Consider the following 26613-nt stretch of genomic DNA (forward strand, 5'->3'; position numbering starts at 1 on the left):
AAATGAAAAAAATAGGTCTGATTCTAAGCATTAGCTTTTTAATTTTGGGATGTAACGGACAATCCAGAGATTCCAAGTTAAATGCAGAATACATTAAATCTAAGAGTGGATTCGATTCTGTATTAACGAATCATTTTCCAAACAAGTTAACTACTTTTCCGAGGAAAATAGTTAATAGTAAGAACGTATCAAAAAATGATGTTGCTTTTATCTTATATGATTATAATTTAGATATAACTAAAATAGATTCGGTTATTAATAGCATTAAAAAGAGAACAATTGCTAAATATAGTTCTAAAGATTTATGCTTGTTGATTGTTAATAGATTCGAAACACTCGATTCTGAAGAAAATATGAAAGATGTCATTATTACTGACAGTATAAAAATAAATCAAGATTGCTATGAAAAATTATACCCTATTCCAAATTTTATAGATTATGATTATCCAAATAAAAAAAGTGATTTAAAATTAGATGGAAACTTTGATATTTATGTCTTAGATGCTAAGTCCGGGAATTATTTCAAAGAGTTTGATTTAAAACCCAATTCGCAAATGCCTCCAAAATGGTTAAATGGATATTCAAAAGGTATAGCAGTAAGTAAAGAGAAAAAAACTGTTATTTATTGGGCTATTATTTGGTAGATAATGTACCCCGACTGTTCGGACATATCAACGCAACGATTGGGTAATGTTTCAAAGTTAGTGATATGAGAATTTAGATTTCTAACATATTGAAATAGAGTAAATATCTGCAAAAAAAAACAATTTAAAGATGAGTGTTACTGCTCATCTTTTTTGTTTTAACATTGTCTTAAAAGAACTAAAATGAGCAAAAGTATTACCTCTTGTTCCAGAGTTAGTGATTGGAACGGTACTTGCCAATTATGATGATGGAGATAAAGGAGTATACGTTCATGAAAACGCAAAATCTGAAGCCGATGTTAAAAAAGACTATGATGCGAAAAAAAACACTTCGGCTGGAGGTGAAAAAATTGGTGAGATAGGTGGGAAAATTAATGTCAATAAAGTATTTTCTAATCTTTTAAATAAAAATATTAAAGAAGCAAAAAGCATTTATAATCCTTTAACTTTTAGAAACCATGTTAGACGGAAGTTTTTCATATTTTCCTTTGCTGTTAACCGTTATTCCACATCGTTCTTCGATAGCTTTGGCACTGTATTGTTTTCCTAAACTACTGCCATTGAAAACGTTTTTTGTTGTATGGTCAACATACGTAATACCAAATAACCGACCTTCTACACTTCTTCTAAAGACAGGATGAATCCCTTCTTTTTCCAACAATCTAGCCAATTCGTTTATAGACATTGCTCGATCATTTAGTAATGCAATATCAATGGCATTTTTTATCCGTGTTTTATCAAGGGGTTTTCTGACTTCATTACTCCTAAATTTTTCCTCTAAAAATTTTAAAGTCGGTTTATCATAAAAACTACTTGCTTTGATTGGAACACCGATTGGTTTTCCTTGTTTGTCCAATATTCGGTACATTAATCCTTTTGTTAAAAAGATTTTTGAATTTTCATTACCACGATCTGCTAAAACATTGTATTGTTTTAGCACTGCATTAAGTTCAGCTAGACTGGAATACTTGTATTGATTCAGAACTACATTTAGAACATTGAATATGGCTTTCTTTGATTCAATCCTACCATATTGAACTCTACCTATTGCAATAGGCTCTAAACTAAATTCCTCTTTCTTTTCTCTCCCTTCTGCTTTTACCAGTCCAAAGAGTTCTTCAATCTCCTTTCTTGCAGGCTCAGATTTTCTAATTCCTAAATGGTGCAGGTCAATACGTTTGCCGTCCTTTTCGATATTTATTGAAACCAAATGCAAGTGACTATGTCCAGCATCGTGATGTTGGTACACCAAATAAGGTTGCTCTCCGAAACCTATTTTCTCCATACAAAAGACCTTATTTTATTTTAAACGTGTTAAAGTTGTACGTTTTGTATAATTTTATTTGTATATTTGTCTAACGATTATTTCAGCGAATGGATGTAAAAATATTAAAAATTGAAGGAAATACTTTAGTAGATGCTAAAATTGGAAATGCTAAAGAATTGAAAATAAATCTTCCTTCGTTCACAGAAGGATGGAGATTTAATTTTAATAAACACTTTAAAAAGAAAAACTTTGAAACTTATGTTTTAGTTTCGGAGGAAACTTCAGAAAGAATTGAAGGGTGTCTATCGTTTGAAATGAGAGATAAGGTTGAACCTTATATGGCATTTGTAGAAGTAGCTCCTCATAATAGAGGAACTGTAAGGGAATACGATAATGTTGCTGGCTGTCTAATCGCTTATGCCTGTAGGCTAAGCTTTTTGAATGGAGAGGATCATTTTCAAGGCTGGCTTGCTTTTGATGTTTTAGAAGAAAATATTGAAGATGAGTCTAAATTAATGAAAGTATATGCAACAAAGTATAATGCACTTAGATTTGATGAATCCACTACTATGTTCATCCCGCCTGAGGGAGGAAAAAAATTAATAAACGAGTTTTTAGATCAGGAATTATGAAAAATAAAGAAATCAAATACGAAGATATTTGGAATGATAAAAAAAGAGAAGCCGTAAAACAAGCTATTCTGCATCACTCTTCTAAACAGTCTAAAGAACAGCTGTTAAACAATAAGCTTTTGTCAATTCAATTTAGAATAGAAGATTACATCCGAAATGATAATGAAGATATTGAAGTCTTGAAAGTTCTTGATTTTGTTAAGATGTATCTTAAAGCGCTTAATCTGACCAAAAAAGAGTTAGCAGTTTATTTTGGAATGGAAGACAGCAACCTGCACAAATATCTTACTGGAGTTAGAAAACTGAATGCAGAGCTGGTTTTAAAATTAAGTTCCTTTTCACATACTAAACCTGAATATTGGTATAGAGTGCAGATAAAAAATGAACTTATTGAACTCAACAGGGAAAAGAAGAATGCTGAAAAATATAAAAAATACGATTATCGTAATTTAATTGCTGTCTAGTATGAAATCTAAAACTCTTCATTCGACAACGCCTACTCAGCAGAAGATCATAGAGGCAATGGATAAAGTTTATGAAAATCTTATTGAATATAAGAAGATGAAAAATAGTGATCTTGTTGTTATGAAAGATGGGAAAATTGTTAGAATTAAACCAACTTCCTTGTAAGTTATTATTTTTAAAAATTATTTAGGCTCTCATTTATGAGGGCCTTTTTTATGGGCATAATGAAAAATTATTAGGAAAATAATTAAACTAAATCTACTTTCGTAACATAGAAAATAGGCTAACAATAGGATGTTTGAATGATATCATAAACGAGAAGGAACTAAAGTAATATTATATCATATTCTCCTAAGATTTTCATTATCTTTTAAATAATGATAAAATATATGTTTTTAGATCAAAAAAAAGTTTTAAAATGCGGGATTCCGAATTTAAATTATTAGAACACTGTTGTGATGGATACTTAATTTTTTCTAAAGGTGAAGAAATTGAGAAAAACTATAGCCCAGATTTTGCGCTAAATTTCAACGAAGAATATATACTAATAGAGCATGAAAAACAACCAAATAGGAAAACAATTGTAGCTGATATATTTAAGGCGGGATATTTTTTACAGAACGATCGTTCGGGAATATTAATAATAATAATGATTCCAAAAGGGAAATCATCATTTGAGTCATACATCAAACATGTTTTAAAGTACTATAAATGGATTAAATCTCACACCAATTTAACTGATGTATATTTTGTTAAAGAAAATGAGTATTTGAAAGATGGCCTCACATTGAAAATTAAAGGAAATGATTTTATAAAGAATTCAATATCCTTGAATTCTTTTCATTAATAATAATTAATTAATACATAGATTTTATGCATATAAAAGTTCCTAGTCCTGAGGATGAAGATTTTAAAAAACTTGAAGAATTAATCGATTCGGATTATGAGGCAGTAGAAATTTTTACAAATATCGATACTACAAAAAAGGAATTAGATTGTTTTAATATTGTTAATACACAAGTAGAAAATTTCGGGGGGAAAGCTATATTGGGATGGCAAATATGGAAGTCAAATTTGTTAATAGAAGCAGAAGCACATGCTGTTTGGGAAGATCAAGAAGAAAATCTTCACGATATTTCGCCGAAGGGGAATAATTTTATTCCTGAAAAGATATTGTTCATTGAAGATGATAGAGTAAAGTATGAAGGAAAGCAAATCCAGAATAGAAGATTAAATATTACTAAAAATAAATTAGTTGATGACTTTATAAGTATAGCAAGGCTTCTATTTCATTTCCAAAATAAGGGAAAACGAGCAGAATATCATGATTTATCTGAAATATTAAACGACGATGAAATTGATGAATTACAGAAAGTTTTCACATGGAAATCGAATCTAGAGAAATACATTTATTTAGGAAATGATGAGAAAAGTTTATGCTTTTGCGGTGGTGCAAAAAACTATAAGAATTGTCATGGACATTACTTGAAAGAATTAATTAAGAATGTTAAAAAGTTATGATTATAAACGACCGCTATGTTTTTAATTGTTTTTCAATTTTAATAAGAAGTATAAGCCGTTATTGGCAACTTCTCTTTTTTCTTCCTTATATTCTGAATATGTCAGCCCTGCGGTCATTCCTAAAGAACATAAAATTGCATAGTGAATTGGCATACTAGCGACAACAGTTCCAATCATTGGAACGTATGATTTAGGGTTTTGCATTTTGTTGATGAAGTTTCTAAAAGTTTTACTCTGCAGATTTCTCATTTTTACTTCCAGCTCTTTAAGAGGTTTTTGAATCTCATTAAAGAATATCGCTTGATATTCGTTATTTTGTATATTAGTATCAAATAATTGTTTGTTTTTAACCTCAATAGAATTTATTGTTTGATAAAATAATGCCAATTCATCTTTTAGATTAAATTTTAATTCTAATATATCTTCAAAACTTAATGAATCAGGATTTGGCAGACTAATTTTTAATGCATCCAACGCCAAGGATTTATTATATCCTTTGGCTTGTATATCGCTGATTGTTCCCGTATGTTCTTTAATGAATGAAGAAAAAAGTTTATTTAGATTTTGACTACTGCTTAAACAAGTTTCACCATTTAAAAGAAGTTTCAAAAACCATTGAAGTTTTATAGAATAATGCCACCAAATAAGATCTCTTTCAATAGGTTTTCCCCATTCAAATCCCCACATATTTTTCATTACATTGTACACCTCTTCAGTAATAATTCTGCTATTCTTTTCTGTGGGATGTTTTGGGAATATAAAATCGTGATTTGCGTTTACAATTTTGCTTATTTCACTAGTGGATATGCTAACAAAAACTGTACATTAAGTTAAAAAACACTTTTGGTTCTCAATTTGTTGTTAAACAATCGGTTGTGTTTTTCTTTGTGATATAAGTGTTTTTTTTACATTTAAATTGTATTTTGTAGTTTTTTTTTCATTAATTAGCTACGTATTTTTATTGTTAAAACAGTTAGATTTCATTAAGACAAATTTTAACCTTAAAACTTTCATTTATAACAAAATAATATTTTATTTAAATTAATTACTACTATTATGAAAATAAAACTAACTCTAAGTTTAATTATTCTAATCAGTTTTTTTTGTTACTCGCAAGATTTGCCAAAAATAATTCGGCCTACACCAGAAGCCGCTAATTTGACCAGATATGCAGATGTTCCTGTAAGCTTGTACACTGGAAAACCCCAGATTGATTTTCCATTGTATACATTAAAATGTGGTAGTCTTGAACTTCCGATTTCTCTTTCGTATTACGCATCTGGAATTAAAGTTGAAGACTACCCAACTTGGGCAGGCATTGGATGGGCACTTAATGCCGGTGGAGTAATTACTAAAATATCAAAGGATAATGGAACTCATCTTAGTTATGATTTGCCAGTTAGTGGAACTTTTAACGAGAAGACCAATGCTTTACTAACTTTTGCAGGGCCTCATGCAGTAACTGATGTGATTTATAATTTTAATTTTTTACAATATTCAGGTACATTCCAAATGGGGAAAAATGGACCTGTTTTTAGAAAACATACCAACCTGAAAATTGAAATCGTTGATATTGCCTCTATAACGATGACAGACGATAATGGAATCAAGTATTATTTTGAACTTAAAGGAAGTCTATACGGAATACAAACCGATTACTATCTAACTAAGATAGAAAGTGCAGATAAATTCCATACAATTTATTTAGAATATATCCTTGGAGATAAATATGGAAAGCCTCCTCATAATTCTGTATTTTATACTATATACCCAGGTGTTAGTTACGTAAAGGCATCCTCAGAAAATTATGAAATCAAACATTCAGGTCTTTTGCTCAGTAAAATCTATACCTCAAATAATGATTCTGTTGAATTCATAAAAAAAGACATAGCTCAACCTGGTTCGGAAAATTCCGTGTTTCACCATAGACAAGCGCTAGATTATATAGATGTATACAATCACAGTCATAAAATACAGTCTTTTCATTTTAAAACAAATAATATCCAAACCATAAAACCAAAAACAGGCCCATACTCGGACCAGTTTCCCGTTTCAAATTGGGATAATAAGGCAATGGATTATAGACTATATCTTGATGGTTTTGATAAAATAGATGCTGCAGGACAAATTGTTGAATCGTATGGTTTTGACTATTACGGACGAACAGTAGATGGCAAAGATTCATTGCCCAGTCAGTATTCCCTTGCCCAGGACTTGGATGGATATTACAATGGACAAGATAGCAATACTAGCTTAGTCCCGCCTCTAAACGAAAGTCTCAGGCCTGATGAATCTGATTTGTGGGATAAAAATTCTTACAATGATAATTTTGTAGTAAATGTTAATATTCCTGGCGCAAATCGTAGTCCCGATATAAACTATATGAAATTGGGAACCCTCAAAACCATTAAATACCCAACAGGTGGGTCAGCAAATTTCTATTATTCACAAGTAGATAACCCTCTTAATAGTAATCCTTTATGTGGATTGAAAATAGACAAAATAGAATATCTTAACAGCAATGGTTCTTTACAAAAAAAGAAGCAGTATGTCTACGAATATCCAGTTCTAAGCCATCCCATTTCATCTAATTGGCACTATACATTAAAATATAGTGATTATGGTCTTATGACCCCTTTCCCTACAGAATGCGAAGTAAATGATGGTAGCAATTATTGTGCTGATTATAATTCCTCTTATAGTTGGATTTGGGCCATAGAGTTAAGTCCTGACCCTGTTTATAGTCAGTTAGATGAAGGCCCAATGATCGGATATGGACTTGTTAAAGAATTTGAACAAGGAAATGGACATATTGATTATCAGTTCTCCACTGATGGTGCATATGATGAAGAAGCAAGGGATCATTATTTTGAGATTTCTAGATATGATGGATTTAATACATATACTTTATTCACTAAAAATGCTTGGCCTTTGGGTCCGTTTGAAACTAATAATTGGAAAATGGGGACACTGTTAAATAAAGCCACATATAACGAGAATGGAACAATAAAACAGGATATTCAATATCATTACTCATATGAAATCTTAGATAGGATACCCGGAATAAATCTCTTTGGTGCACCAAAAATTTCGGCTACTAGACAATATTTAGACCATGCCATTTTTTATTATCTGGATTTTGCTTATTTAAGTACCTGGGAGCGATTGGATTCTGTTACAGAAACAATGGATGGAATTACCAAGGAGACAAACTATAATTATGATGGCCATAAACAGGTGTCTCAAATAACCACTACCAAAAGTAATGGAGACATATTAACAACAAACTTTACGCATCCGTATGATTATCCATCATCTACTGTTTACAGCAATATGGTTGCCAGAAATATACTAGCTCCTGTGATTGAAAAAACAGAAACGACAAGTCTTAATCAGACTAAATTGGAGAAAACAAACTATTCATTTTGGAATCCAGATTCTGGTATTAATAATCTTAATATGATAACTGCAAATAATGTAACAAATTATATTTATCCATTATCAGTAGAGGTTAAAAAAGGCCAAAACCCAATAGAGACAAGACTTAATTATAACAGTTACGATAACAAAGGAAATATTTCAAGTATTTCAAAAACTAATGATGTGGAGACAATCTATATTTGGGGCTATGATTCTCAATATCCTATTGCAAAAATAGAGAATGCAAGCTATTCACAGGTATCCAGTCAGGTAGCCAATTTGCAATCAAAATCTAATCTTGATAATGACAGGAACGTGGATATCATTAATTCGAATGGTACAATAAACTATCAGGGTAATGAAGGAGCATTGCGTTCCGCTTTGGCAAACCTCAGGAATTCCCTTCCCAACGCCATGGTAACAACCTACACCTATGATCCATTAATAGGAGTTACAAGTATAACAGACCCCAAGGGATATACAACGTATTACCAGTACGATAATTTTAACCGTTTGAAACAAGTTATTGATGCACAGGGGAATATCCTTTCAGAGAACCAATACAATTACAAACAATAATTTTTTTAAATCATGAAAAAATACTTACTTATTCTGTTTTTGTTTTGTATCAATTGTATCAATGCTAAACCTATTAATCACAATAATGGTAGTCTTCCAATAGTTCCACCAAATACACAATATCCGGATTACTATCAAAGTTTTGAATCTCGTTTTTTGGTTGACTCAAATGATTGGACTTCTGATGGAGCTAGCTGGACAATTCAAGTCTATAATAATTATTTGATGATCTTTATTGACGCTTCCTGGGATTACAACCAAACAATGACAACAGGAACGATCGCTACAATAAATATATCACCGGCTCTACCCAATATTGAACTGGGGCCGATTTATAATAATAGTGGAGAAACAGGATATTTTGCCAAAATAGAAGACAACCATTTAGTGATTTACACTTTGGATCCAAATAATCATCCCTATTTTAGCTATTTCTTTTTAAGTTCTACCATTGATTTAAGTTGCATAACCAATTGGTATAAGGACAATGATGGAGATGGATATGGTGATTCAAATTCAATTCCGATTTCTGATTGCTACCAGCCAGTTTATAATTATGTATCAAACAATTCCGACTGTGATGATCAAAACGCTAATGTTACTGCTGGACAAAGTTGGTATTATGACACCGATAACGACGGATTTGGAGACGCTAATTCCAGTCCTGTTTCGGCATGTTCAAAACCCTATGGGAACTTTGTGTCCAATAACTTGGACACCTGTCCAAATGATTACAGTATAGCAAATAATGGATGTCCGCAAAGCCCACCATTAATAAACGAAAATTATGTTCGTGTAATTACTCCAACTATGTCTTCAACATCTGTTGATGGGTTAACGACTTCTCAAAAATTAGATAATATCACTTACTTTGATGGTTTAGGTCGTCCGATGCAAAAAGTAGCCATAGCTGCCGGGGGTAATTACCAAGATATAATCACACCTATTGGATATGATAATTATGGAAGACAAGAAAAAGAGTATTTATCGTATGCAGAAACCTATAATGGAGGATTATACAGAAACAATGCACTACAGGATATCTTCCCTTTTTATAATACTTCCAAATATGAAAACACCGTCAATCCATATTCGCAGAAAGAATTTGAGCCTTCTCCTCTCAACAGGGTATTAAAACAAGCGGCTCCGGGCAATGCTTGGAAATGGGGTAGTGGGAATGAAATAAAACTAGATTACCAAGCCAATAGTAGTGTGGACCAAGTAAGGCGTTTCAGTGTATCGTTTGTTAACGGTAATAGTGAAGATCCCTCTCTGGCAGACGATGGGATCTACGTCATTAATCAATTATCCAAAATGATTACCAAAGACGAAAATTGGAAACCAATTGATAATAAGGACAGAACAACGGAGGAATTTAAAGACAAAGAAGGTCATTTGGTCTTAAAAAGAACTTATGACAATCAGGTTGCTCATGATACGTATTATGTCTATGATATATTTGGTAATTTAACTTATGTATTGCCTCCTTTGGCAAATGGCATTATTGATAATGCTACACTTAATAATTTGTGTTATCAATACAGATATGACAATAGAAACCGTCTGATAGAAAAAAAACTTCCGGGAAAAGGATGGGAATATATTGTTTATGACAAACTGGACCGTCCGATTCTTACCCAAGATTCCAATCTGAAAATTCAGAATAAATGGCTGTTTACCAAATATGACGCCTTTGGTAGAGTAGTATATACGGGCGAATATGTAAATGGAGCGGATCGAGCTACAGTACAAAGTCTGGCCAATGGTAATACGGCACAGTTTGAAGTCAAACAGGGAGCCAATAGTATAAACGGAACCATTGCGTATTACAGCAATACTGCTTTTCCTAATTCAGGAATCGATTTGTTTACTATCAATTATTATGACGATTACGGCTTTGATATTCCCGCAGGTGCTCCTTCTGGAGGGGCAATTTATGGAGTTACACCTATCACTAATGCCAAGGGACTGGCAACGGGTAGTAAAATTCGCATCTTGGGAAAATCCGATTGGACCACCAATGTTATTTATTATGATACCAAGGGAAGAGCTATTTGCAATTACAGCAAAAACAATTTTCTGGGTACAACCAGTATGGTGAACAGCGATCTTGATTTTATTGGCAAACCAAACCAAACCACTACGACGCATAAAAAAATGGGATACGCTGATATTACAATTATTGACAACTATTCATATGACCATGCAGGCAGGTTATTGATTCATGACCAATCCGTGAATGGACAGTCACTGGAAGTTATTGTTAGTAATAATTACGATGAACTTGGACAGCTCTCTAGTGTGGGAGTGGGTGGAAAAACTTATCAAAATCGTTTGCAGACTATCGATTACACTTACAATGTTCGTGGCTGGCTGAAAGGGATCAATGATGTTAATGCAATAGGGAATGACCTGTTCAGTTTCAAACTGAGTTATAATGATTCTACTGCTCCATCACCTTTGTTTAATGGGAACATCAGCCAAAGTTTTTGGAAAACAGCCAATCAAGATACCAGTTTGAAAAGCTATAATTATACTTATGATGCTTTAAACCGATTGACTAATGCTGCAGACAATCAAAATAGGTATTCTGAAGTTTTAAGTTACGATTTGAATGGTAATATAAAAACATTGAAAAGAAACGGAAACCAAATTCTTGGGACGGGCAATTATGGACTGATTGATGATTTAACGTACGAATATTTATTGGGTAATCGACTCAACAAGGTAAGTGATGCTACTGGGTATGCCGAAGGATTCAAGGATGTTGTAAGTTCGATTGATTATGGCTATGATGCCAACGGAAATATGACCAGTGATATGAATAAGGGAATTGCAAACATTTCCTATAATCAACTAAATCTTCCCGTTACAATACAAATGGCAGGAGGAACAATCACTTATGATTATGATGCCACAGGAACAAAATTGCGTAAAACGGTAAATGGCAACATTACTGACTATGCAAGCGGATTTCAATATTTTAACGGAAACCTGCAGTTTTTCTCTCAACCACAGGGGTATGTGGATTGGAATAATGGGAATATTGACTATATTTACCAATACAAAGACCATTTGGGTAATGTTCGTTTAGCCTATAAAGATGGGGATAAGAATGGAGTAGTAAGCAGTGGCGATATTCTTTCGGAGGATAATTATTATCCTTTTGGATTAAAACAGAGAGGATATAATGAAGCAAATGTAAATACGAACAATAAGTATAAGTACAATGGCAAAGAGCTCCAAGACGAGCTGGGGCTTAACATGTACGACTATGGAGCAAGGAATTATGACCCTGCTCTAGGTCGTTGGATGAATATTGATCCATTAGCAGAAAAATCTCGTAGATTTAGCCCATATACCTATGCTCTTGATAATCCTGTTTATTTTATTGACCCCGATGGAATGGAAGCTAAGTCTCCAATTTATGACCCTAACGGTAATTTTTTAGGTACAGATAACAAAGGTTTACAAGGTATGGCTATTGTAATGAATAAAAAAGATTTTACCCAAGGGATGTCATCAGAAGAAGCTACCGATAAAAACCTTGGTCAAGATGCTTTTACTAGTGATAAAGCAGAGCTTAAAGCTTTCAACCATTTTAATGGACTAAAAGATAGACCAGATTATGATGGAGTTGTAACAATCAACGAGGGAGTTTCTTGGGCTAAAGCCCACCCAAACACAAAAGACAGTACAAATCCTAATGATGCTCTTTATTTAGATTCTTCTAAAATGGATTTTGGGTCATTAAGCTCGAATAATATGGTTCAAGGGGTTCAAGGAAATGTTAATTTATTTGATTATACAGATTATACGAGTAATAACTCACGTTATACAACCTATGCATTAGGAAATACTCAAATGAAACTTTTAGATGCTCAAAAAGGAACAGTACAGTTATATTCGGATGTTTATGATTGGGATTATCATGATAAAAATTATCAACATAGCAATACTAATCCACCAAGTTCTAAAAGGGATAGATTGGTTTGGGGAGATAGAATTTTAAAAGGGTTAGATGATAGTCATGGTTTTAAGGTTTTTATGTATGGAACAGGAACTTTAAGGAAATAAAATATGGAACAAACTATAAACAATTTCAAATATTTTGTAATGAAAGCTAAATTCTACACCTTTTATATTTTGGGTATGGTGACTTTATCATGTGTACATAATCCGACTAATCAGACAGCGGTTTATAATCATGCTGATAATATTGAAGAGTTAGGACAAAATTATTATTATCTGGGTGATGCAAATGAATCTCAAATCTTGTTAAATTTAAAGCCTGAAAAAACTTTAAAGTTTGGTAAGACAATAATACCTCCTGAAGTTATTGAATATGGATTTGATGATAATTATATTATTGCAAAAACAAAAGAATTGATAGACGGTAATAAGACTTTTGAATATTGGATTGTGGATAAACGTGCAAACAATGATTCTGCGAAAGCAATGGACTCAATAAGTTTTTTTAAAAAAACTTACGATTTGGATTTAAAAATAAAACTTAAGAAGAGGAAATAAATATTTCAGATTTTGGGTAGTGTTTCAAAGTTAGTGATGTGAGATTTTAGAATTCTAACCTTTTGAAATTGAATGAATTTTAGAAATAGATAATTTAAAGATGAGCAGTAATGCTCATCTTTTTGGTAGTGTTTCAAAGTTGGTAGTGATTCAGCTAGAGATTTTGGAAACATGGGGGCTGGAATAGTTGCTGGTAGAGCTGGACTTGCTTGGGGTGCAGCAAGATTAGGTTTTGATGCATTAGAGACATATAAGAATTCTTCATTTCAACCAGTTGAAACTCAAATGGGACCGATGATACAAATGCTTATTAGGACTAGTACAGAGGCTCCTGTTACTCAAAAGGCAGAAAGGGTCGGTTGGAAGATAGGATAAATATGAATAGAGAAAATGACAAAATTGACTTTTTTAAAGATTAAATTTGAAACTATTATTTAAAAAAATGATTAAAATTTTTTTCGCTACATTAATATGTCTGTTATTTGTTAATTGCGATTCAAATGAAAGGAGTACTTGTATTTATTTATATTCGAAGGACAAATCCCAGGTAATATCAATACTTAGCGATTATGGGAATAATGAAAGAATAATTGCAGTAGGTAAAGTAGTAACTCAACCTGTGAAAAATTATGTAAAATTAGATATTTCAGAGGTTGTAGAATTAGGTGATGAAATAGGTGTATGTTGGTTGGGAAAAAAAAAGGGATGGCAGTTAGTAAATGATAAATCAAAAATTATTAATGTTCGGTTAGATACTACGAAATATATTATAAAAACAAGTTGGTATCAAGATGAAAAGGGTATTCCAAATACGACCTATTATGAAAATGAGAATTGTTACACTGTAGGCACATTGAATTACTCTAAAGTTCATCCCTATGGTAACGGATACATCGAAAGAAATTAACTACCTTACACTAAGATAATATTCCAGAGTTAGTTATATACCCCGAAGGCTCGGTAATGAAAAAATAAAGTCGTCAACGATAGCGGTTTTGCACACAAGCGATAGCGAACAGACATAGTAAACCGTGCCAGCAAAGAGATTCAAAAAAGCCACTTCTATACGGAGTGGCTTTTGGTTTTATACAGTTGGGGAATGTATCAGAATAGGTGTTTTTATAAAATAGCGATGTAACTAACTGAAAATATTTATCAAATAACTTGTTTTTTTTGTAAGACTATAGGTGTGTTATAAGTGTTTGTAATTGTGAACTTTGTACTCGATACCCATGCAAGTTGAAGGACAATTCGACAGGCTGTCAGTTTTTTTGTGTCATTATTGTAGCTATAAGCAACAGATTGTCCATTAAGCAAATCATTTCTATAGTTAATCAACATAGTGCCATTACTGTTAAAAGTATAACTCACATTATAAATGCCTTTATTGTCAGTCTCTTGAAAATTCTATTTTCCCACAAGAACATTGCTACTACTGCTATTATTGTTAGTGCCATCCTCCTTGCTACAATTGCTAAAGTCTACACATAATACTAATGTTATTTAGAACAACCAAACATTTTTTTTCCTAGAATTAGATTATGCATAATTTAATTGGTAGATAAAATCTTTTATTTTAGCAGTTGTTAATCTGATGTGCGATTGTATGAATTCTGTACCTAAGTACTCTAACTTTTGCTAGGAAGGTCAGCAAAAGGCACAAATTTAGATTTATAAATCTACTTCCTACTTATAAAAATTATTCTACTATTAAATTATTTGATTTAGTATGTCCTATTGCCTCCCCATGGCATAGGATTGTGCACATATTCCAACTCATATCTGTCATACTTTAAATAAAAATTCCGATAATTTTAAAACTTCACAAAATTGTTTATCGCTTTGGAACAGAGATTTTTTCAGATGAAAGAATTATTTTTTAAAAAAGAAAAAACGGAGGTTAATTTGATTACTGTTTTTGTTTTTTAAATCGGCCACCATTTAGCTCTGAAAGTGATGGTCAATGCGACGGGTTCTTCAGTCAAAATATTAATTAATTCTTCAGAATTTTCGGAGACGAAATAGTACATGATAAATTCATCCGTAGTAAAAGTCTTTTGATGTAACGAGGTTTAAAGAAGTTATTAATATTATTCTAGCGTGAATAGTAAATAGAGGAGTAATACTTGACTATAAGAGATTAAAAAATAAGCATAGTACAGGAATCAGAGGTTTGCAATTTAGCGCCTATATTAAAGACAGAATATATTCCTTTTGAGTCTGGTTTAGAGCACAAGTTCTCTTATGATACATATCCTATAATCTCAGAGTGGAATATGATATCTGGTAAATTAACTAAACAGTATTTAGGAGGCAAAGAATTTTCTACCACAGAAAGTTATTCTTATAATGGTCAGGGTAAAATGCGAAAGAGTACGATAAAGAATAGCAATGAAGATGAATTGTCTACGACTTTTTATTATGCCAATGATGTTCCTATCCAAACTACAATGGTTAATAATAATATGACTGGAATTCCACTGGTAACTGAAAATCGCAAAAATACAGAGTTGTTGGCCCGTCAAAGTACGCAGTACGCTGCTGATAACAGCACTGGTAATTTAATTCTCCCTAAATATTTATTTGCTGGTAAAGGTATCTCAGCAGGCACAAGTTCAGAGAAAAAAGGCACATATGATTTATATGATGCTAAAGGTAATATTTTACAATATACCCCAGAAAATGGTATCTCTACAACCATTCTTTGGGGTTATAATAAAACGCTTCCGATAGCAAAAATAGAAAATGCAACATATGCACAAATAGCAACGGCATTAGGAATTACAACAGTTGCATTGGATGGTTATGATGAAACTAATTTAACATCAATTAATAATTTGCGAAATAATTCAGGTTTAGCAAATTCTACTATTATAACCTATACACATATTCCACTTATAGGCATGAGTAGTGTAACTGATCCCAAAGGGCTAGTTACCTATTACGAGTATGACAGTTTTAACAGGTTGCAATATATAAAAGATATGGATTCTAATGTGTTGCAAAGATATTGTTATAATTATTTAGGTCAACAAACAGATTGTAGCATAGGTTCGACCACAGTAACAACATTTAAAAATGTTTATAAAAGTGCAACATTTAATAAACAGTTTTGTTCTGGGGGTACAGCAGGATCATCTTATGTCTATTCAGTTCCTGCAGGTATTTATTCCTCAACAATTTCACAGGCTGATGCAGATGCTCAAGCTGATAATGAGATAGAAACTAATGGTCAAAATTTTGCCAATGCAAATGGAATATGTATAGGATTACCAGCAACTCCGACAGGACTTGTTTTTAATAGTGCCACAACAGCGTCAGTTAATTTTTCTTGGAACGCAGTTACAGGAGCAACAGCATATAAAATTTATAAAAACAGTGCATTTGTGAGTTCGGTAAATGCGCCTGTAACTACAGGATCCTTAACCGGACTTAGTACAGGGACAAGTTATAATGTTCAGGTATTAGCTACTAATGAGGGGGGAGACGGCGCTTTATGTACTTCGGTTTCGATGAGTACATTACCTGGAGCGCCTACAGGACTTATTTTAAGTAATGTAACTGCCAGTTCTGTAAATTTTTCTTGGGCAGCAGTAACGGGGGCTACGGGGTATAAGATCTATAAGGATGGTACTTATGTAAGTTCGGTTGCTGCTCCAACAACTACAGGTTCACTATCAGGATTGACTGCTTCTTCAGCTTACAATATTCAGGTACTTGCATATAATACTGGAGGTGATGGTGCTTTATGTAGTTCGGTTTCAATGAGTACATTACCTGGATCACCAACAGGACTGACGTTTAATAATGCAACTACAACTTCTGTAAATTTCTCCTGGACGGCAGTAACAGGGGCTACAGGGTATAAGATTTATAAGAATGGTACATATGTGAGTTCTATAACTGCCCCTACAACTACAGGTTCCCTAACCGGACTGACAGTGGGGACTAGTTACAATGTTCAGGTATTGGCGACTAATGTATCGGGAGATGGTGCTTTATGTAGTTCGGTTTCAATGAGTACATTATCTGGTGCACCTACAGGACTGGTCTTTAGTAGTGCAACTACTACTACCATAAATTTCTCATGGACAGCAGTAACAGGGGCTACAGGTTATAAAATATATAAAGATGGAGTTTATGTGAGTTCGGTAAATGCCCCAACAACTACTAGTTCTTTATCAGGATTAACTAGCGGAATCAGTTACAATATTCAGGTATTGGCTAGTAATATATCTGGTGACGGTGCTCTATGTACTTCTGTTTCAATGAGTACATTACCGGGAGCACCTACGGGACTTGCCTTTAGCGGTGGAACAGCTGCTTCTGTAAATTTTTCTTGGGCAGCAGTAACGGGGGCTACAGGGTATAAGATCTATAAGGATGGTACTTATGTAAGTTCGGTATCCGTTCCAACAACTACAGGTTCCTTAACCGGATTGACAGTGGGCACTAGTTACAATGTTCAGATATTGGCTAGTAATGCATCGGGAGACGGTGCATTATGTACTTCAGTTTCGATGAGTACATTACCTGGAGCACCAGCGGGACTGACTTTTAGCAGCGCAACAGCCACTTCAATAAATTTCTCATGGACAGCTATAACGGGCGCTACGGGTTATAAGATATATAAGGATGGAGTTTATGTGAGTTCGGTAACTGCCCCAACAACTACAGGTTCCTTGTCCGGATTAACTGCTTCAACCGCTTACAACATTCAGGTGTTGGCTAGTAATGTATCTGGAGACGGTGTTTTATGTTCTTCAGTTTCGATGAGCACATTACCTGGAGCACCTACAGGACTCACTTTCAGTAGCGCGACTACTACTACTGTAAATTTCTCGTGGGCTACTGTAACGGGGGCTACGGGTTATAAGATATATAAGGATGGTGTTTATATGAGTTCAGTGACCGCTCCAACAACTACAGGTACTTTATCAGGATTAACCATTGGAACCAGTTACAATATTCAGATATTGGCTAGTAATGTGTCGGGTGATGGTACTCTATGTAATTCAGTTTCGATGAGTACATTACCGGGAGTACCTACAGGATTGACTTTTAGTGGTGCAGCTACTACTACCATAAATTTCTCTTGGGTAGCAGTAAGCGGGGCTACAGGTTATAAAATTTATAAAGATGGAGCTTATATAAGTTCAGTATTTGCTCCAACAACTACAGGTTCTTTGTCCGGATTAACTGCTGGAAACAGTTACAATGTTCAGATACTGGCTACTAATGTATCAGGAGATAGTACTTTATGTACTTCAGTTTTGATGAGTACATTGCCGGGAGTACCAACAGGACTGGCTTTTAGCAGCGCAACTACCGCGTCTATAAATTTCTTGTGGACTGCAGTAACGGGAGCTACGGGTTATAAGATTTATAAGGATGGAGCTTATGTGAGTTCAGTAACTGCCCCTTCAACTACAGGTTCCTTATCAGGGTTGACTGCTTCTACAGCTTATAACATTCAGGTACTTGCTTATAGTAATGGAGGTGACGGTGCTTTATGTTCTTCAGTTTCGATGAGTACAGTGCCTGTAGAACCCACAGGACTAGCTTTAAGTAGCGCAACTGCTACTTCAGTAAGTTTTTCATGGACAGCTGTTGCGGGTGCTATTGGTTATAAGATTTATAAGGATGGTAATTATGTAAATTCGGTGACCGCTCCTATAACAGGAAGTTCTTTGTCAGGACTAACAGCCTCAACTGATTATCTTGTTCAGGTACTCGCTTACAATGTAGGAGGTGATGGTGTTCTGTGTGCTCCTGTTTCCATGAAACCTGTTCCTGGAGTACCGACAGGCTTGGCTCTAAATAGTGCAACTGCCACTTCAATAAACTTTTCATGGGTAGGCGTAACAGGGACTAACGTTTATAAAATTTATAAGAATGGTACCTATATAAATTCAGTAACAGCTCCAGCAACAACAGGTTCTTTATCAGGATTGACAACTTCTACTTCTTATGGTATTCAGGTACTGGCTAGTAATGGTACAGGTGATGGTGCTTTATGTGCTGCCGTGTCTATGAGCACATTGCCAGCTGCACCAACAGGGCTAACTTTTGTTAGTGCTACTGCTTCGACTTTAAATTTTTCATGGACTGCGATCACAGATGCAATAGGTTATAAAATATATAAAGATGGAGTCTACATAACTACTGTTAGCACTTCTACAGGGTCTTTGTCAGGATTATCTCCTTCGACTATTTACAATGTTCAGGTACTTGCTTATAATAGCTCAGGAGACAGTGATCTATCTTCTTCAGTTTCAATGTCTACCATTTTGGCAGCTCCAACAGGACTAATCATGACAAGTTCTACCACATCATCTTTAAATTTTTCATGGAATGCTGTTACAGGTGCCGCTGGTTATAAAATATATAATAATGGGGCATATATTACTACGGTGACTGGTCTAACAAGTTCTATATCGGGATTATCTTCTTCAACCACTTATAATATTCAGGTGCTTGCTTACAACGCATCCGGGGATGGTCTTTCTTCTTCAGCTGCAATGACCACTAAGTCTTTGTCTTTAGGATTTTATAAGAATTCAGGTACATATCCGACAATTGCCGGATCTACACTGAATGGTACAGTATTAAATAATTTATCGTCTCCAATTTATGTTTATGCAGTGCTTGAATCCGCATCGACTTCATCTGGTGGAGGGACGGCTAGTGTGACAGTAAATGGAACCAGTTTATCTATTGGAGGGAGTTTTACACAATATGGACAGCGATTTGTTTCTACTAATTATGCTATGGTGAGTCCCGGAAGTGTTGGTGCGTCTGGAACTTATTATGGAACAACTGGTTCCGATGTTATTTTAGCTTATTCATTGACCCCGGGAGGAACATTGACTTATTGGTCCAATGCCAATTAATGATGTATCGTAAGTAAAAAGTGTGTTAAGAGATTTTTAAGATATTTAATTAATAATCAAATAAGATTATATGACAAAACATTTAACCATATTGTTTGTGTTTCTATTTGTTGGTAAGAGTATTAAGGCACAACAATTCAGTAATGAAAATTTTATATATACCGAAGTTCCTCAGAAAGCGGTGCAAAGCAGTAATTATAATACTTTGTTAAAAAGTGATATTCAGAGAAGTATTAGTTATTTTGACGGCCTTGGCAGATTAAAACAAACTACAGGAATAAACAAAGGTTTCAATAAACTAGATAACAATCTGTTGGATTGGAAAAATAATTGGACATTAGGTAGTGGAGCTGTACCTTTTTTTTCTCAAAATGGACAACTTATAGAAAATATAAGAATTAATGGCTTAAATCCGTTTGGAAAAACCGATCGATTGTGGAGGTGTGTCAATGATGCTTCAAATGATGCAGATGGAGGGTGGAATACATCGTTGGTCAATATTGATAAAACTAAGGCATATCAATATGCGGTTTGGGTAAAACGTACCGGAGGACAGAATGGGATAACATATCATGGAACACAGAATGTGGTCAATTTGGATGGTAGTGCAAATTCGAATCCTTATTTTTGGGTTGGAAATTTGCCAGCTTTAGATACCTGGTATCTGATGGTTGGGATGATTCATCCTTCAACATATACGGGAGGCTATTCAGGGATAAGTGGTGTTTATGACATTGCAGGAAATAAGGTAATAAGCGGAACTGACTTTAAATGGAGCAGCACAACAGTGAATTCCTATTTCAGGAGTTATTTATATTATGCAACAGATACCAATGTTAGTCAGTATTTTTATTGCCCTGTTTTACAAAAAGTGGATGGTAATCAGGCCAGCATTTTAGGTTTAACTAAAGGGTTTGAATCGAGTGATATTGTAACTCCTATAGAGTATGATAGTATTGGCAGGCAAGCTAAAGAGTATTTGCCTTACGCTGTTGCGGGTAATGGCGGTTTAATGCAGTCAAATGCCCTTACAGACATACTGGGGTATTACAATACACTAAAATATGAGAATACTCTGAATCCTTATAGTCAAAAAATGTTTGAATCTTCGCCGTTAGACCGTGTTTTGAAACAAGCGCCTCCGGGAAACAGCTGGAAACTAAACTCAGGTCATGAAGTAAAGTTGGAGTATGCTATGTTTTGTTTCATGAGCATAAAGAGGTGAGTGTTTAGCAATAGCAAGGTTTTGGTAAAAAAATACAACCCGGATGGGTGGAGATTTTTTATCAAACCTGAAAGGCTTGGCCTTGCTATTGCGTTAAGAACACGGAGATACCTTTGCTCCTGAAATAAAACAAAAGCATACGAGCCTTTTGGCTGTAATGGGAAGGGAAGTAATGAGAATTGTATTAAGTAATGGTTCTAAGGAGTTAGAAAAATTTATTAATTCCTCAAATATCGAAAGCAATTTAAAACACAAGCAATGGACAAGAATATTTAAAAAAATATGTAAGAAAGCTATTTGCTAATGAGATGACTTATAAGCATAATGCACTAAAGGACTAAATATTATATTTTGTAACGTCTAGTTCTGTTATATTAATAAACAACCAACCGAATTACTAAGGTTGGTTGTTTATTTTATTTAATTCCAAATTGTTCCTTTAGTTTTTGTAATTCTTTTTCTAGTTTTGATATCATAGACAGTGCTTCATCGGGAATGGCAGAGCTAGTTTTACTTAGTTTGCTTCCTAAGTTCATCATTTCCCGGCCAATTGTTTGCTCAGTAGTAATTGCATACGACTCAGTCTGGCGGATTGACTGGTGCCCCAGCATTTCCTTTACTACAGAAATAGGTACATCATTATTAAGAGTAACTGTACTACCAAAAGTACGTCTAGCTTTATGTGTATTTAATTCACAAGTAAATCCACATAAGTCGGCTATTTCTTTAAGATATGCATTCATTTTTTGATTAGATGAAACGGGTAGGACAGCGTTTCTTGAAAGGCAGAGGGGATGTTCTTTGTACTTTTCGATTATTTCGAGGGCTTTGGGAAGCAATGGAACATTTGTCACAGAACCAGTTTTTTGTCTTTCGGACATTATCCATTGTTGTCCATCTATGCCTACTTTTATATCTGTTTTACGAAGTTGATAAGCGTCTATATAGGCCAAACCAGTATAGCACTGAAAAACGAAAATATCTCGGACAGTTTGGAGTCTTGTGGTCGTAATTTTGATCTGTTCGAGTGTTTGTAATTCAGTTGCTGTGAGTGGTCTTTTGACGGTTTTCGTCATTTTGCGTTTGAATGCCCTGAAAGGATCCTGTGCAATTATATCTTTGTCGATTGCCCTGTTTATCACCTTTCTTAAGCATGCAATATATTTTAAGACTGAATTATTTACACATTTCCGTTCAGTCTTAAGATATAATTCGTAGCTAATGATAAAATCATAATCCAGATCCCTGAATTCAATATCCTCAGTAGCATATTTGTATTTTACGAATTCTTTTGCATGAATTCTTGCTGTCTCGTAGCGTTTGTGTGTTGCCAAAGCATAATCTTGCGGAACCAATGCTAGCATCTCGTCATTATGCTTTTTAAATTCTTCAAGAAGCATTGCTTTGGAAGTTAATCTTCCTAAAACAAAATCAATAATCCGTTGTGCAGAAATTGATTTTTCATTGTAAATTAAATCCATTTTGAATTGGTTGATCCTACTCGATATAGCATCTAGAAAATGATTTAACGCCCTGGCATCTTCTTTATTTCCTGTTGCTCTTTCTGTTTTGGGATCCCATCTCTGAATGTCCCAAGTCCTCTTAGTGGATGTTTCTTTTGGTATTCCATCTACTGTTACTCTCAGATAAATATATCTGATTTTTGATTTGTTTCTGGGCGTTTTCAAAAAGAAACATAGCCCAAAGCTGCTTTCTAACATAATTCACTTTTTTAAATTAATAAATATAGAATTATGTCGCTCTTTAGTCAAGATGTTAAGTTGTTTTACATGTTGTCTATCAGTTTGTTAAGTGCTTTTTTATGGCAAAACTGTGGCACTTTTTTTTCCAGAAGCAAAGTGCCACAGTTTTGCCATAAAAATTTGGAGCACTTTTGAAAATTTTGATAGTTATTGGAAAAATAAAAAAGCCTGCAAATTTTTAAAATTTGCAGGCTTTTAAAGGATTTCGAGACATTTTTTGCGTTTTTGACAACTTTGTAAAGTTGGCTTTAAACTGTCCCAGTGGAATCGCCGGGAATCGAACCCGGGTCCAAACAAGCAACTAAAGAGCTTTCTACACGCTTATTTCCTGAATGGGTTTTCGACGCTGAGTTAGGTCAGGAACAACCGCTCTTTGCTTAGCTTCTTAATTTTCGAAACCCACCCGAAGCTTGTGGAGATCTAGGTTTATCTTTACGATTTACCTGAACCGACCGCTATAAACCAAAGCTTTCGAGGTAAATCCTGCTTTCCTACCTTGTAGGACGAGGCTAATCTTACTATAATTCAGATTATGCAGCAAGAGCGTAGTTTCCTTCGCCGTGTAAAAAGTTTGAGACCTTTTATTTACGAGAATTATCCCAGTTCTCGACGTGCTTACTTTTCAATTCGACTTGCTGTCAAAACCAGTCGACCCCATTTTTTAGATTTTTGGTTGAAAAGAAAATCTTTTGCAAATATAGCTTAATTTATTAGCAATGTCAATAGATATAAGCATTGAAAATAATATCTATATCTTTTTTCTCTTATCTGTTTTCAAAGACCTACTCAATATCTTTTACCTTAAATGGATAATCTCCAAATAATACAGATACTTTTCTAACAGCATAAGTGCTTCTATTGAATTTATTAGATAAGGCGATTATGGTAACATTTTCGTCTTTCAAAGGAATGTATGATGAGGTAAAGCCATGCCACCAACCGTTATGGTAGTAGAAATTTTTGCCATTTTCCCAATTGATCATTCGAATACCTAGTCCGTAGTTTCTGGTACCTTTTCGTTCGTTGCTGTATCCTGTATATACTTGGGCAAGTAAATCGGGTTCTAAGAAGGAGGGTGAATTTCTTGCTCTGTCGAATTTCAGCAAATCTCTAGGAGTAGAGTAAATGTTTTTATCTCCATAAATTTTGTCAAGATAATCAATTCCTATTTCCACTCTGTTGGCTTTATAGGAAGGGGCTACATTATGTTTGTCTTTGTCAAAATCAAGGACAAAAGTATGCGTCATTCCTAATGGTTTGAAAATGATTTCAGCCATTGCGTCTCTATACGACTTTTGAGTAACTTTTTCAATAATCAAAGCCAGCATTGCATAATTGGTGTTGCAATAGGCAAATCGGGTACCTGTTTTTTGTTCCAAACCAATGTTTTTCGTTCCCATGATGGTTAAAATATCTTGGTTGGTCAACGTATTATGTCTGTCCCAAACGGTTTTGTCACGATCAGTGAAATAGGCGTAATTGCGCATCCCGCTTCTATGGTCGAGTAACATTCTCACAGTTACTTCTGGATAGGGAAACTCTTTGAGATAGTCGGTAACTTTTTTATCCAGGTCAATTCTTTTGGCATTGACTAATTTTAAAACAGCAGTCGCGGTAAGCACTTTACTTACCGATGCAATATGTATAGGTGTATCAGCTGTTATAGGAGTTTTGTCTCTTAGGTTAGCATAACCTTCGTATTTTTCATAGATAATCTGGCCATTTTTGGCAACAAGAAAACTACCGTTCATGCTATTATTAGGCCAGTTTTTATTGTAAAAAGAGTCTATTTCTTTATGTTTTTCGGCTATATAAGAAGCGGTGAGTTTTGGCTTTTCATTCACCAAAGGCTTCATTTTAGGTAATACGTTTTTGGGAAGATCAGCGTCCTTAATTTCCGCTTTTTCTACGTGTTTAATCTCGTTTTTACATGAACCTACTAGTAAATTTAGGAACAGGATGTTTAGTATAATTGCCTTTTTTGTCAAATTCATTTTTGTGGTACTTGAAAAGCAAATATATAGAAACAAAAACGTATGATTTATAGTTTTTTTTAAAATTTAACTTTTTTTTGAAATCGGTTTTTATCTTATTGATGAACAGTATTTTTGAGAAAGGGGAAATTGATTACAGTTTTGTTTTTATTAGTTCAATATAAAAATAGAACTGATTTTATTGAAGATTTTGTAACACTTAAACAGGCTCTTAATTATATAGAACGGATTTTCTGTTTGGAATTTATTATTGTCAAAAAGAGCATATTTGTTATTATGTTTTGCTCAAAAGTTTGGATTGCACTATTTTTATTGATTTTTTGAATTAAATCGATAGAATGAAATTATTTCAAAAATATTTTGTTATGTTTGTAACAAATGATTAATATAAAGTTATATTTTTAAATATTTAAAATGAAATTCGGAATCCTCAAAGAAAGAAAGAATCCACCAGATAGAAGAGTTGTTTTTTCACCAAATGAATTGGCCAAAATAAAACAGAAATATCATGATTGTACTGTAAAAGTTGAAAGTTCGGATACTCGTATTTTTTCCGATATTCAATACCAAAGTATGGGAATTGAAGTTGTCAATGACGTGAGTGATTGCGATGTTCTTTTTGGTGTAAAAGAAGTTCCTGTTGATAATTTGATTCCGAATAAAGCGTATTTCTTTTTTTCGCATACTATAAAGAAACAACCTCACAACAGAAAGCTATTGCAGGCTATTTTAGAGAAAAATATTGATCTTTATGATCATGAAACAATTGTGGATTCACATAATCACAGATTAATTGGTTTTGGCCGTTATGCTGGATTTGTTGGCACTTATAATGCTTTTCGTGCTTTTGGGATAAAATTCGAATTGTTTAAAATGCCAAAAGCCGAAACACTATCAGGCAAAGATGCATTAGTTACTCATTTGAAAAGATTGGTTTTGCCTCCTTTGAAAATAGTAGTAACTGGCACAGGAAAAGTAGGTGGTGGTGCAAAGGAAATTTTGGATGCTATGAAAATTAAAGAGGTTACTCCCGAAAATTATTTAAGCAAAAATTATACTCAGGCTGTCTATACCCAAATTGACGTTTTGGATTACAACAAAAGAAAAGACGGACAAGTTCTGGATTTTACCGATTTTCATAATAATCCATCCGAATATGTATCCGATTTTGAGCGATTCACGAAGGTTTCGGATATTTATATCACAGGTCATTTTCATGCCAATGAGGCTCCCGCAATTTTAACCCGCGAAATGCTTCAGGCCAGTGATTGCAAGATAAAAGTGGTGGCTGATATTTCCTGCGATGTTGACGGACCTATTGCTTGTACAGTACGTTCATCGACTATTGCAGAACCTCTATACGGTTATTTGCCAAGCGAAAATAAAGAAGTGGATGTTTTTCATCCTGCTGCAATTGTAGTCATGGCCGTTGATAATTTGCCTTGCGAGTTGCCAAAAGATGCCAGTGAAGGTTTTGGTGAAATGTTCTCAGAGCACGTTTTACCAGCTTTTTTCAACGGAGACAAAGATGGTATCCTCAAAAGAGCCAAAATTACCGAAAACGGAAAACTTACTGAGCGTTTTAGTTATTTACAGGATTATGTAGATGGAAAATGAAAATAATTATTAATTGTTAATGGTTAATTATGAATGAAATTAACGTTGAATAAGTTTTAAAAA

The 26613-nt window shown here is 34.0% G+C and carries 18 protein-coding genes and 1 other RNA gene; 14 read left to right on the plus strand and 5 right to left on the minus strand.

What is annotated here, in order from left to right; translation table 11 throughout:
- The first annotated feature begins 2 nt into the window (after positions 1-2).
- Entirely contained in the window at positions 3-644 is a 642-nt protein-coding gene (locus OZP12_RS08965; RefSeq protein ID WP_281228752.1) for a hypothetical protein, read from the plus strand.
- A 442-nt stretch (positions 645-1086) separates the two neighbouring features.
- On the opposite strand, the gene OZP12_RS08970 is transcribed toward OZP12_RS08965, so the two are convergent.
- Complete coding sequence (locus OZP12_RS08970; RefSeq protein ID WP_349293573.1) at positions 1087-1929, minus strand: relaxase/mobilization nuclease domain-containing protein; 843 nt, start codon at positions 1927-1929, stop codon at positions 1087-1089.
- A gap of 89 nt (positions 1930-2018) precedes the next feature.
- Between OZP12_RS08970 and OZP12_RS08975 the strand changes: the two genes are divergently transcribed.
- The 5 genes from OZP12_RS08975 to OZP12_RS08995 all read left to right on the plus strand — a co-directional run bounded on the left by OZP12_RS08975 (position 2019) and on the right by OZP12_RS08995 (position 4529).
- A complete protein-coding gene (locus OZP12_RS08975) occupies positions 2019-2543 on the plus strand; it encodes a hypothetical protein (RefSeq protein ID WP_281228753.1) in 525 nt (174 codons plus the stop codon).
- A complete protein-coding gene (locus OZP12_RS08980) occupies positions 2540-3007 on the plus strand; it encodes a helix-turn-helix transcriptional regulator (RefSeq protein WP_281228754.1) in 468 nt (155 codons plus the stop codon). The genes OZP12_RS08975 and OZP12_RS08980 overlap by 4 nt, the downstream gene beginning before the upstream one ends.
- A 1-nt stretch (position 3008) precedes the next feature.
- Positions 3009-3173: a hypothetical protein gene (locus tag OZP12_RS08985; protein WP_281228755.1), complete on the plus strand. Its 165-nt coding sequence runs from the start codon at positions 3009-3011 to the stop codon at positions 3171-3173.
- A gap of 253 nt (positions 3174-3426) precedes the next feature.
- Positions 3427-3855 carry a hypothetical protein gene (locus OZP12_RS08990; RefSeq protein WP_281228756.1) on the plus strand — a complete coding sequence of 143 codons (429 nt, stop codon included), beginning with the start codon at positions 3427-3429 and terminating at the stop codon, positions 3853-3855.
- 26 nt (positions 3856-3881) lie between these two features.
- The gene (locus tag OZP12_RS08995; protein ID WP_281228757.1) at positions 3882-4529 is read left to right on the plus strand and encodes a hypothetical protein; all 648 of its coding nucleotides are present in this window, start codon (positions 3882-3884) and stop codon (positions 4527-4529) included.
- 21 nt (positions 4530-4550) lie between these two features.
- Here OZP12_RS08995 and OZP12_RS09000 read toward each other — a convergent pair whose 3' ends face one another.
- Positions 4551-5225, minus strand: a complete 675-nt coding sequence (locus tag OZP12_RS09000; RefSeq protein WP_281228758.1) for a hypothetical protein — start codon at positions 5223-5225, stop codon at positions 4551-4553.
- A gap of 360 nt (positions 5226-5585) precedes the next feature.
- Here OZP12_RS09000 and OZP12_RS09005 point away from each other — a divergent pair, with 360 nt between their 5' ends.
- From OZP12_RS09005 to OZP12_RS09035, 7 genes are all read left to right on the plus strand, one after another.
- Positions 5586-8528, plus strand: coding sequence for an RHS repeat domain-containing protein (locus OZP12_RS09005; protein ID WP_281228759.1), 2943 nt, complete (start codon positions 5586-5588; stop codon positions 8526-8528).
- A gap of 12 nt (positions 8529-8540) precedes the next feature.
- Positions 8541-12605, plus strand: a complete 4065-nt coding sequence (locus OZP12_RS09010; RefSeq protein WP_281228760.1) for a DUF6443 domain-containing protein — start codon at positions 8541-8543, stop codon at positions 12603-12605.
- A 39-nt stretch (positions 12606-12644) separates the two neighbouring features.
- Positions 12645-13058, plus strand: coding sequence for a DUF3997 domain-containing protein (locus OZP12_RS09015; protein WP_281228761.1), 414 nt, complete (start codon positions 12645-12647; stop codon positions 13056-13058).
- Between the two features lie 171 nt (positions 13059-13229).
- The gene (locus OZP12_RS09020) at positions 13230-13433 is read left to right on the plus strand and encodes a hypothetical protein (RefSeq protein ID WP_281228762.1); all 204 of its coding nucleotides are present in this window, start codon (positions 13230-13232) and stop codon (positions 13431-13433) included.
- Positions 13434-13500: 67 nt separating this feature from the next.
- On the plus strand, positions 13501-13965 hold the full coding sequence (locus OZP12_RS09025) for a hypothetical protein (protein WP_281228763.1): 465 nt from the start codon (positions 13501-13503) through the stop codon (positions 13963-13965).
- A gap of 1369 nt (positions 13966-15334) precedes the next feature.
- Positions 15335-19951: a beta strand repeat-containing protein gene (locus tag OZP12_RS09030; RefSeq protein WP_281228764.1), complete on the plus strand. Its 4617-nt coding sequence runs from the start codon at positions 15335-15337 to the stop codon at positions 19949-19951.
- A 70-nt stretch (positions 19952-20021) separates the two neighbouring features.
- On the plus strand, positions 20022-21176 hold the full coding sequence (locus OZP12_RS09035) for a DUF6443 domain-containing protein (protein ID WP_281228765.1): 1155 nt from the start codon (positions 20022-20024) through the stop codon (positions 21174-21176).
- A gap of 416 nt (positions 21177-21592) precedes the next feature.
- On the opposite strand, the gene OZP12_RS09040 is transcribed toward OZP12_RS09035, so the two are convergent.
- From OZP12_RS09040 to OZP12_RS09050, 3 genes are all read right to left on the minus strand, one after another.
- Positions 21593-22897 carry a site-specific integrase gene (locus OZP12_RS09040; RefSeq protein WP_281228766.1) on the minus strand — a complete coding sequence of 435 codons (1305 nt, stop codon included), beginning with the start codon at positions 22895-22897 and terminating at the stop codon, positions 21593-21595.
- A gap of 301 nt (positions 22898-23198) precedes the next feature.
- Positions 23199-23595: a transfer-messenger RNA gene (ssrA, locus tag OZP12_RS09045) on the minus strand.
- A gap of 126 nt (positions 23596-23721) precedes the next feature.
- Positions 23722-24933 carry a serine hydrolase domain-containing protein gene (locus OZP12_RS09050; RefSeq protein ID WP_281228767.1) on the minus strand — a complete coding sequence of 404 codons (1212 nt, stop codon included), beginning with the start codon at positions 24931-24933 and terminating at the stop codon, positions 23722-23724.
- Positions 24934-25347: 414 nt separating this feature from the next.
- Here OZP12_RS09050 and OZP12_RS09055 point away from each other — a divergent pair, with 414 nt between their 5' ends.
- Positions 25348-26550 (plus strand): NAD(P)-dependent oxidoreductase, encoded by a 1203-nt coding sequence (locus OZP12_RS09055; protein WP_281228768.1) that lies wholly within the window; start codon positions 25348-25350, stop codon positions 26548-26550.
- Positions 26551-26613 lie beyond the last annotated feature (63 nt).

Source organism: Flavobacterium aquiphilum, assembly GCF_027111335.1.
GTDB lineage: Bacteria > Bacteroidota > Bacteroidia > Flavobacteriales > Flavobacteriaceae > Flavobacterium > Flavobacterium aquiphilum.

Bases quoted from the DNA above. Each gene is read 5' to 3' on its own strand.
- OZP12_RS08980 (WP_281228754.1), top strand. From the start codon at position 2,540: ATGAAAAATAAAGAAATCAAATACGAAGATATTTGGAATGATAAAAAA.
- OZP12_RS09025 (WP_281228763.1), top strand. From the start codon at position 13,501: ATGATTAAAATTTTTTTCGCTACATTAATATGTCTGTTATTTGTTAAT.
- OZP12_RS09010 (WP_281228760.1), top strand. From the start codon at position 8,541: ATGAAAAAATACTTACTTATTCTGTTTTTGTTTTGTATCAATTGTATC.
- OZP12_RS08965 (WP_281228752.1), top strand. From the start codon at position 3: ATGAAAAAAATAGGTCTGATTCTAAGCATTAGCTTTTTAATTTTGGGA.
- OZP12_RS09005 (WP_281228759.1), top strand. From the start codon at position 5,586: ATGAAAATAAAACTAACTCTAAGTTTAATTATTCTAATCAGTTTTTTT.
- OZP12_RS09050 (WP_281228767.1), bottom strand. From the start codon at position 24,933: ATGAATTTGACAAAAAAGGCAATTATACTAAACATCCTGTTCCTAAAT.
- OZP12_RS09015 (WP_281228761.1), top strand. From the start codon at position 12,645: ATGAAAGCTAAATTCTACACCTTTTATATTTTGGGTATGGTGACTTTA.
- OZP12_RS09020 (WP_281228762.1), top strand. From the start codon at position 13,230: ATGGGGGCTGGAATAGTTGCTGGTAGAGCTGGACTTGCTTGGGGTGCA.
- OZP12_RS08995 (WP_281228757.1), top strand. From the start codon at position 3,882: ATGCATATAAAAGTTCCTAGTCCTGAGGATGAAGATTTTAAAAAACTT.
- OZP12_RS09000 (WP_281228758.1), bottom strand. From the start codon at position 5,225: ATGAAAAATATGTGGGGATTTGAATGGGGAAAACCTATTGAAAGAGAT.
- OZP12_RS08975 (WP_281228753.1), top strand. From the start codon at position 2,019: ATGGATGTAAAAATATTAAAAATTGAAGGAAATACTTTAGTAGATGCT.
- OZP12_RS09055 (WP_281228768.1), top strand. From the start codon at position 25,348: ATGAAATTCGGAATCCTCAAAGAAAGAAAGAATCCACCAGATAGAAGA.
- OZP12_RS08985 (WP_281228755.1), top strand. From the start codon at position 3,009: ATGAAATCTAAAACTCTTCATTCGACAACGCCTACTCAGCAGAAGATC.
- OZP12_RS08990 (WP_281228756.1), top strand. From the start codon at position 3,427: ATGCGGGATTCCGAATTTAAATTATTAGAACACTGTTGTGATGGATAC.
- OZP12_RS09040 (WP_281228766.1), bottom strand. From the start codon at position 22,897: ATGTTAGAAAGCAGCTTTGGGCTATGTTTCTTTTTGAAAACGCCCAGA.
- OZP12_RS09035 (WP_281228765.1), top strand. From the start codon at position 20,022: ATGACAAAACATTTAACCATATTGTTTGTGTTTCTATTTGTTGGTAAG.
- OZP12_RS08970 (WP_349293573.1), bottom strand. From the start codon at position 1,929: ATGGAGAAAATAGGTTTCGGAGAGCAACCTTATTTGGTGTACCAACAT.
- OZP12_RS09030 (WP_281228764.1), top strand. From the start codon at position 15,335: ATGATATCTGGTAAATTAACTAAACAGTATTTAGGAGGCAAAGAATTT.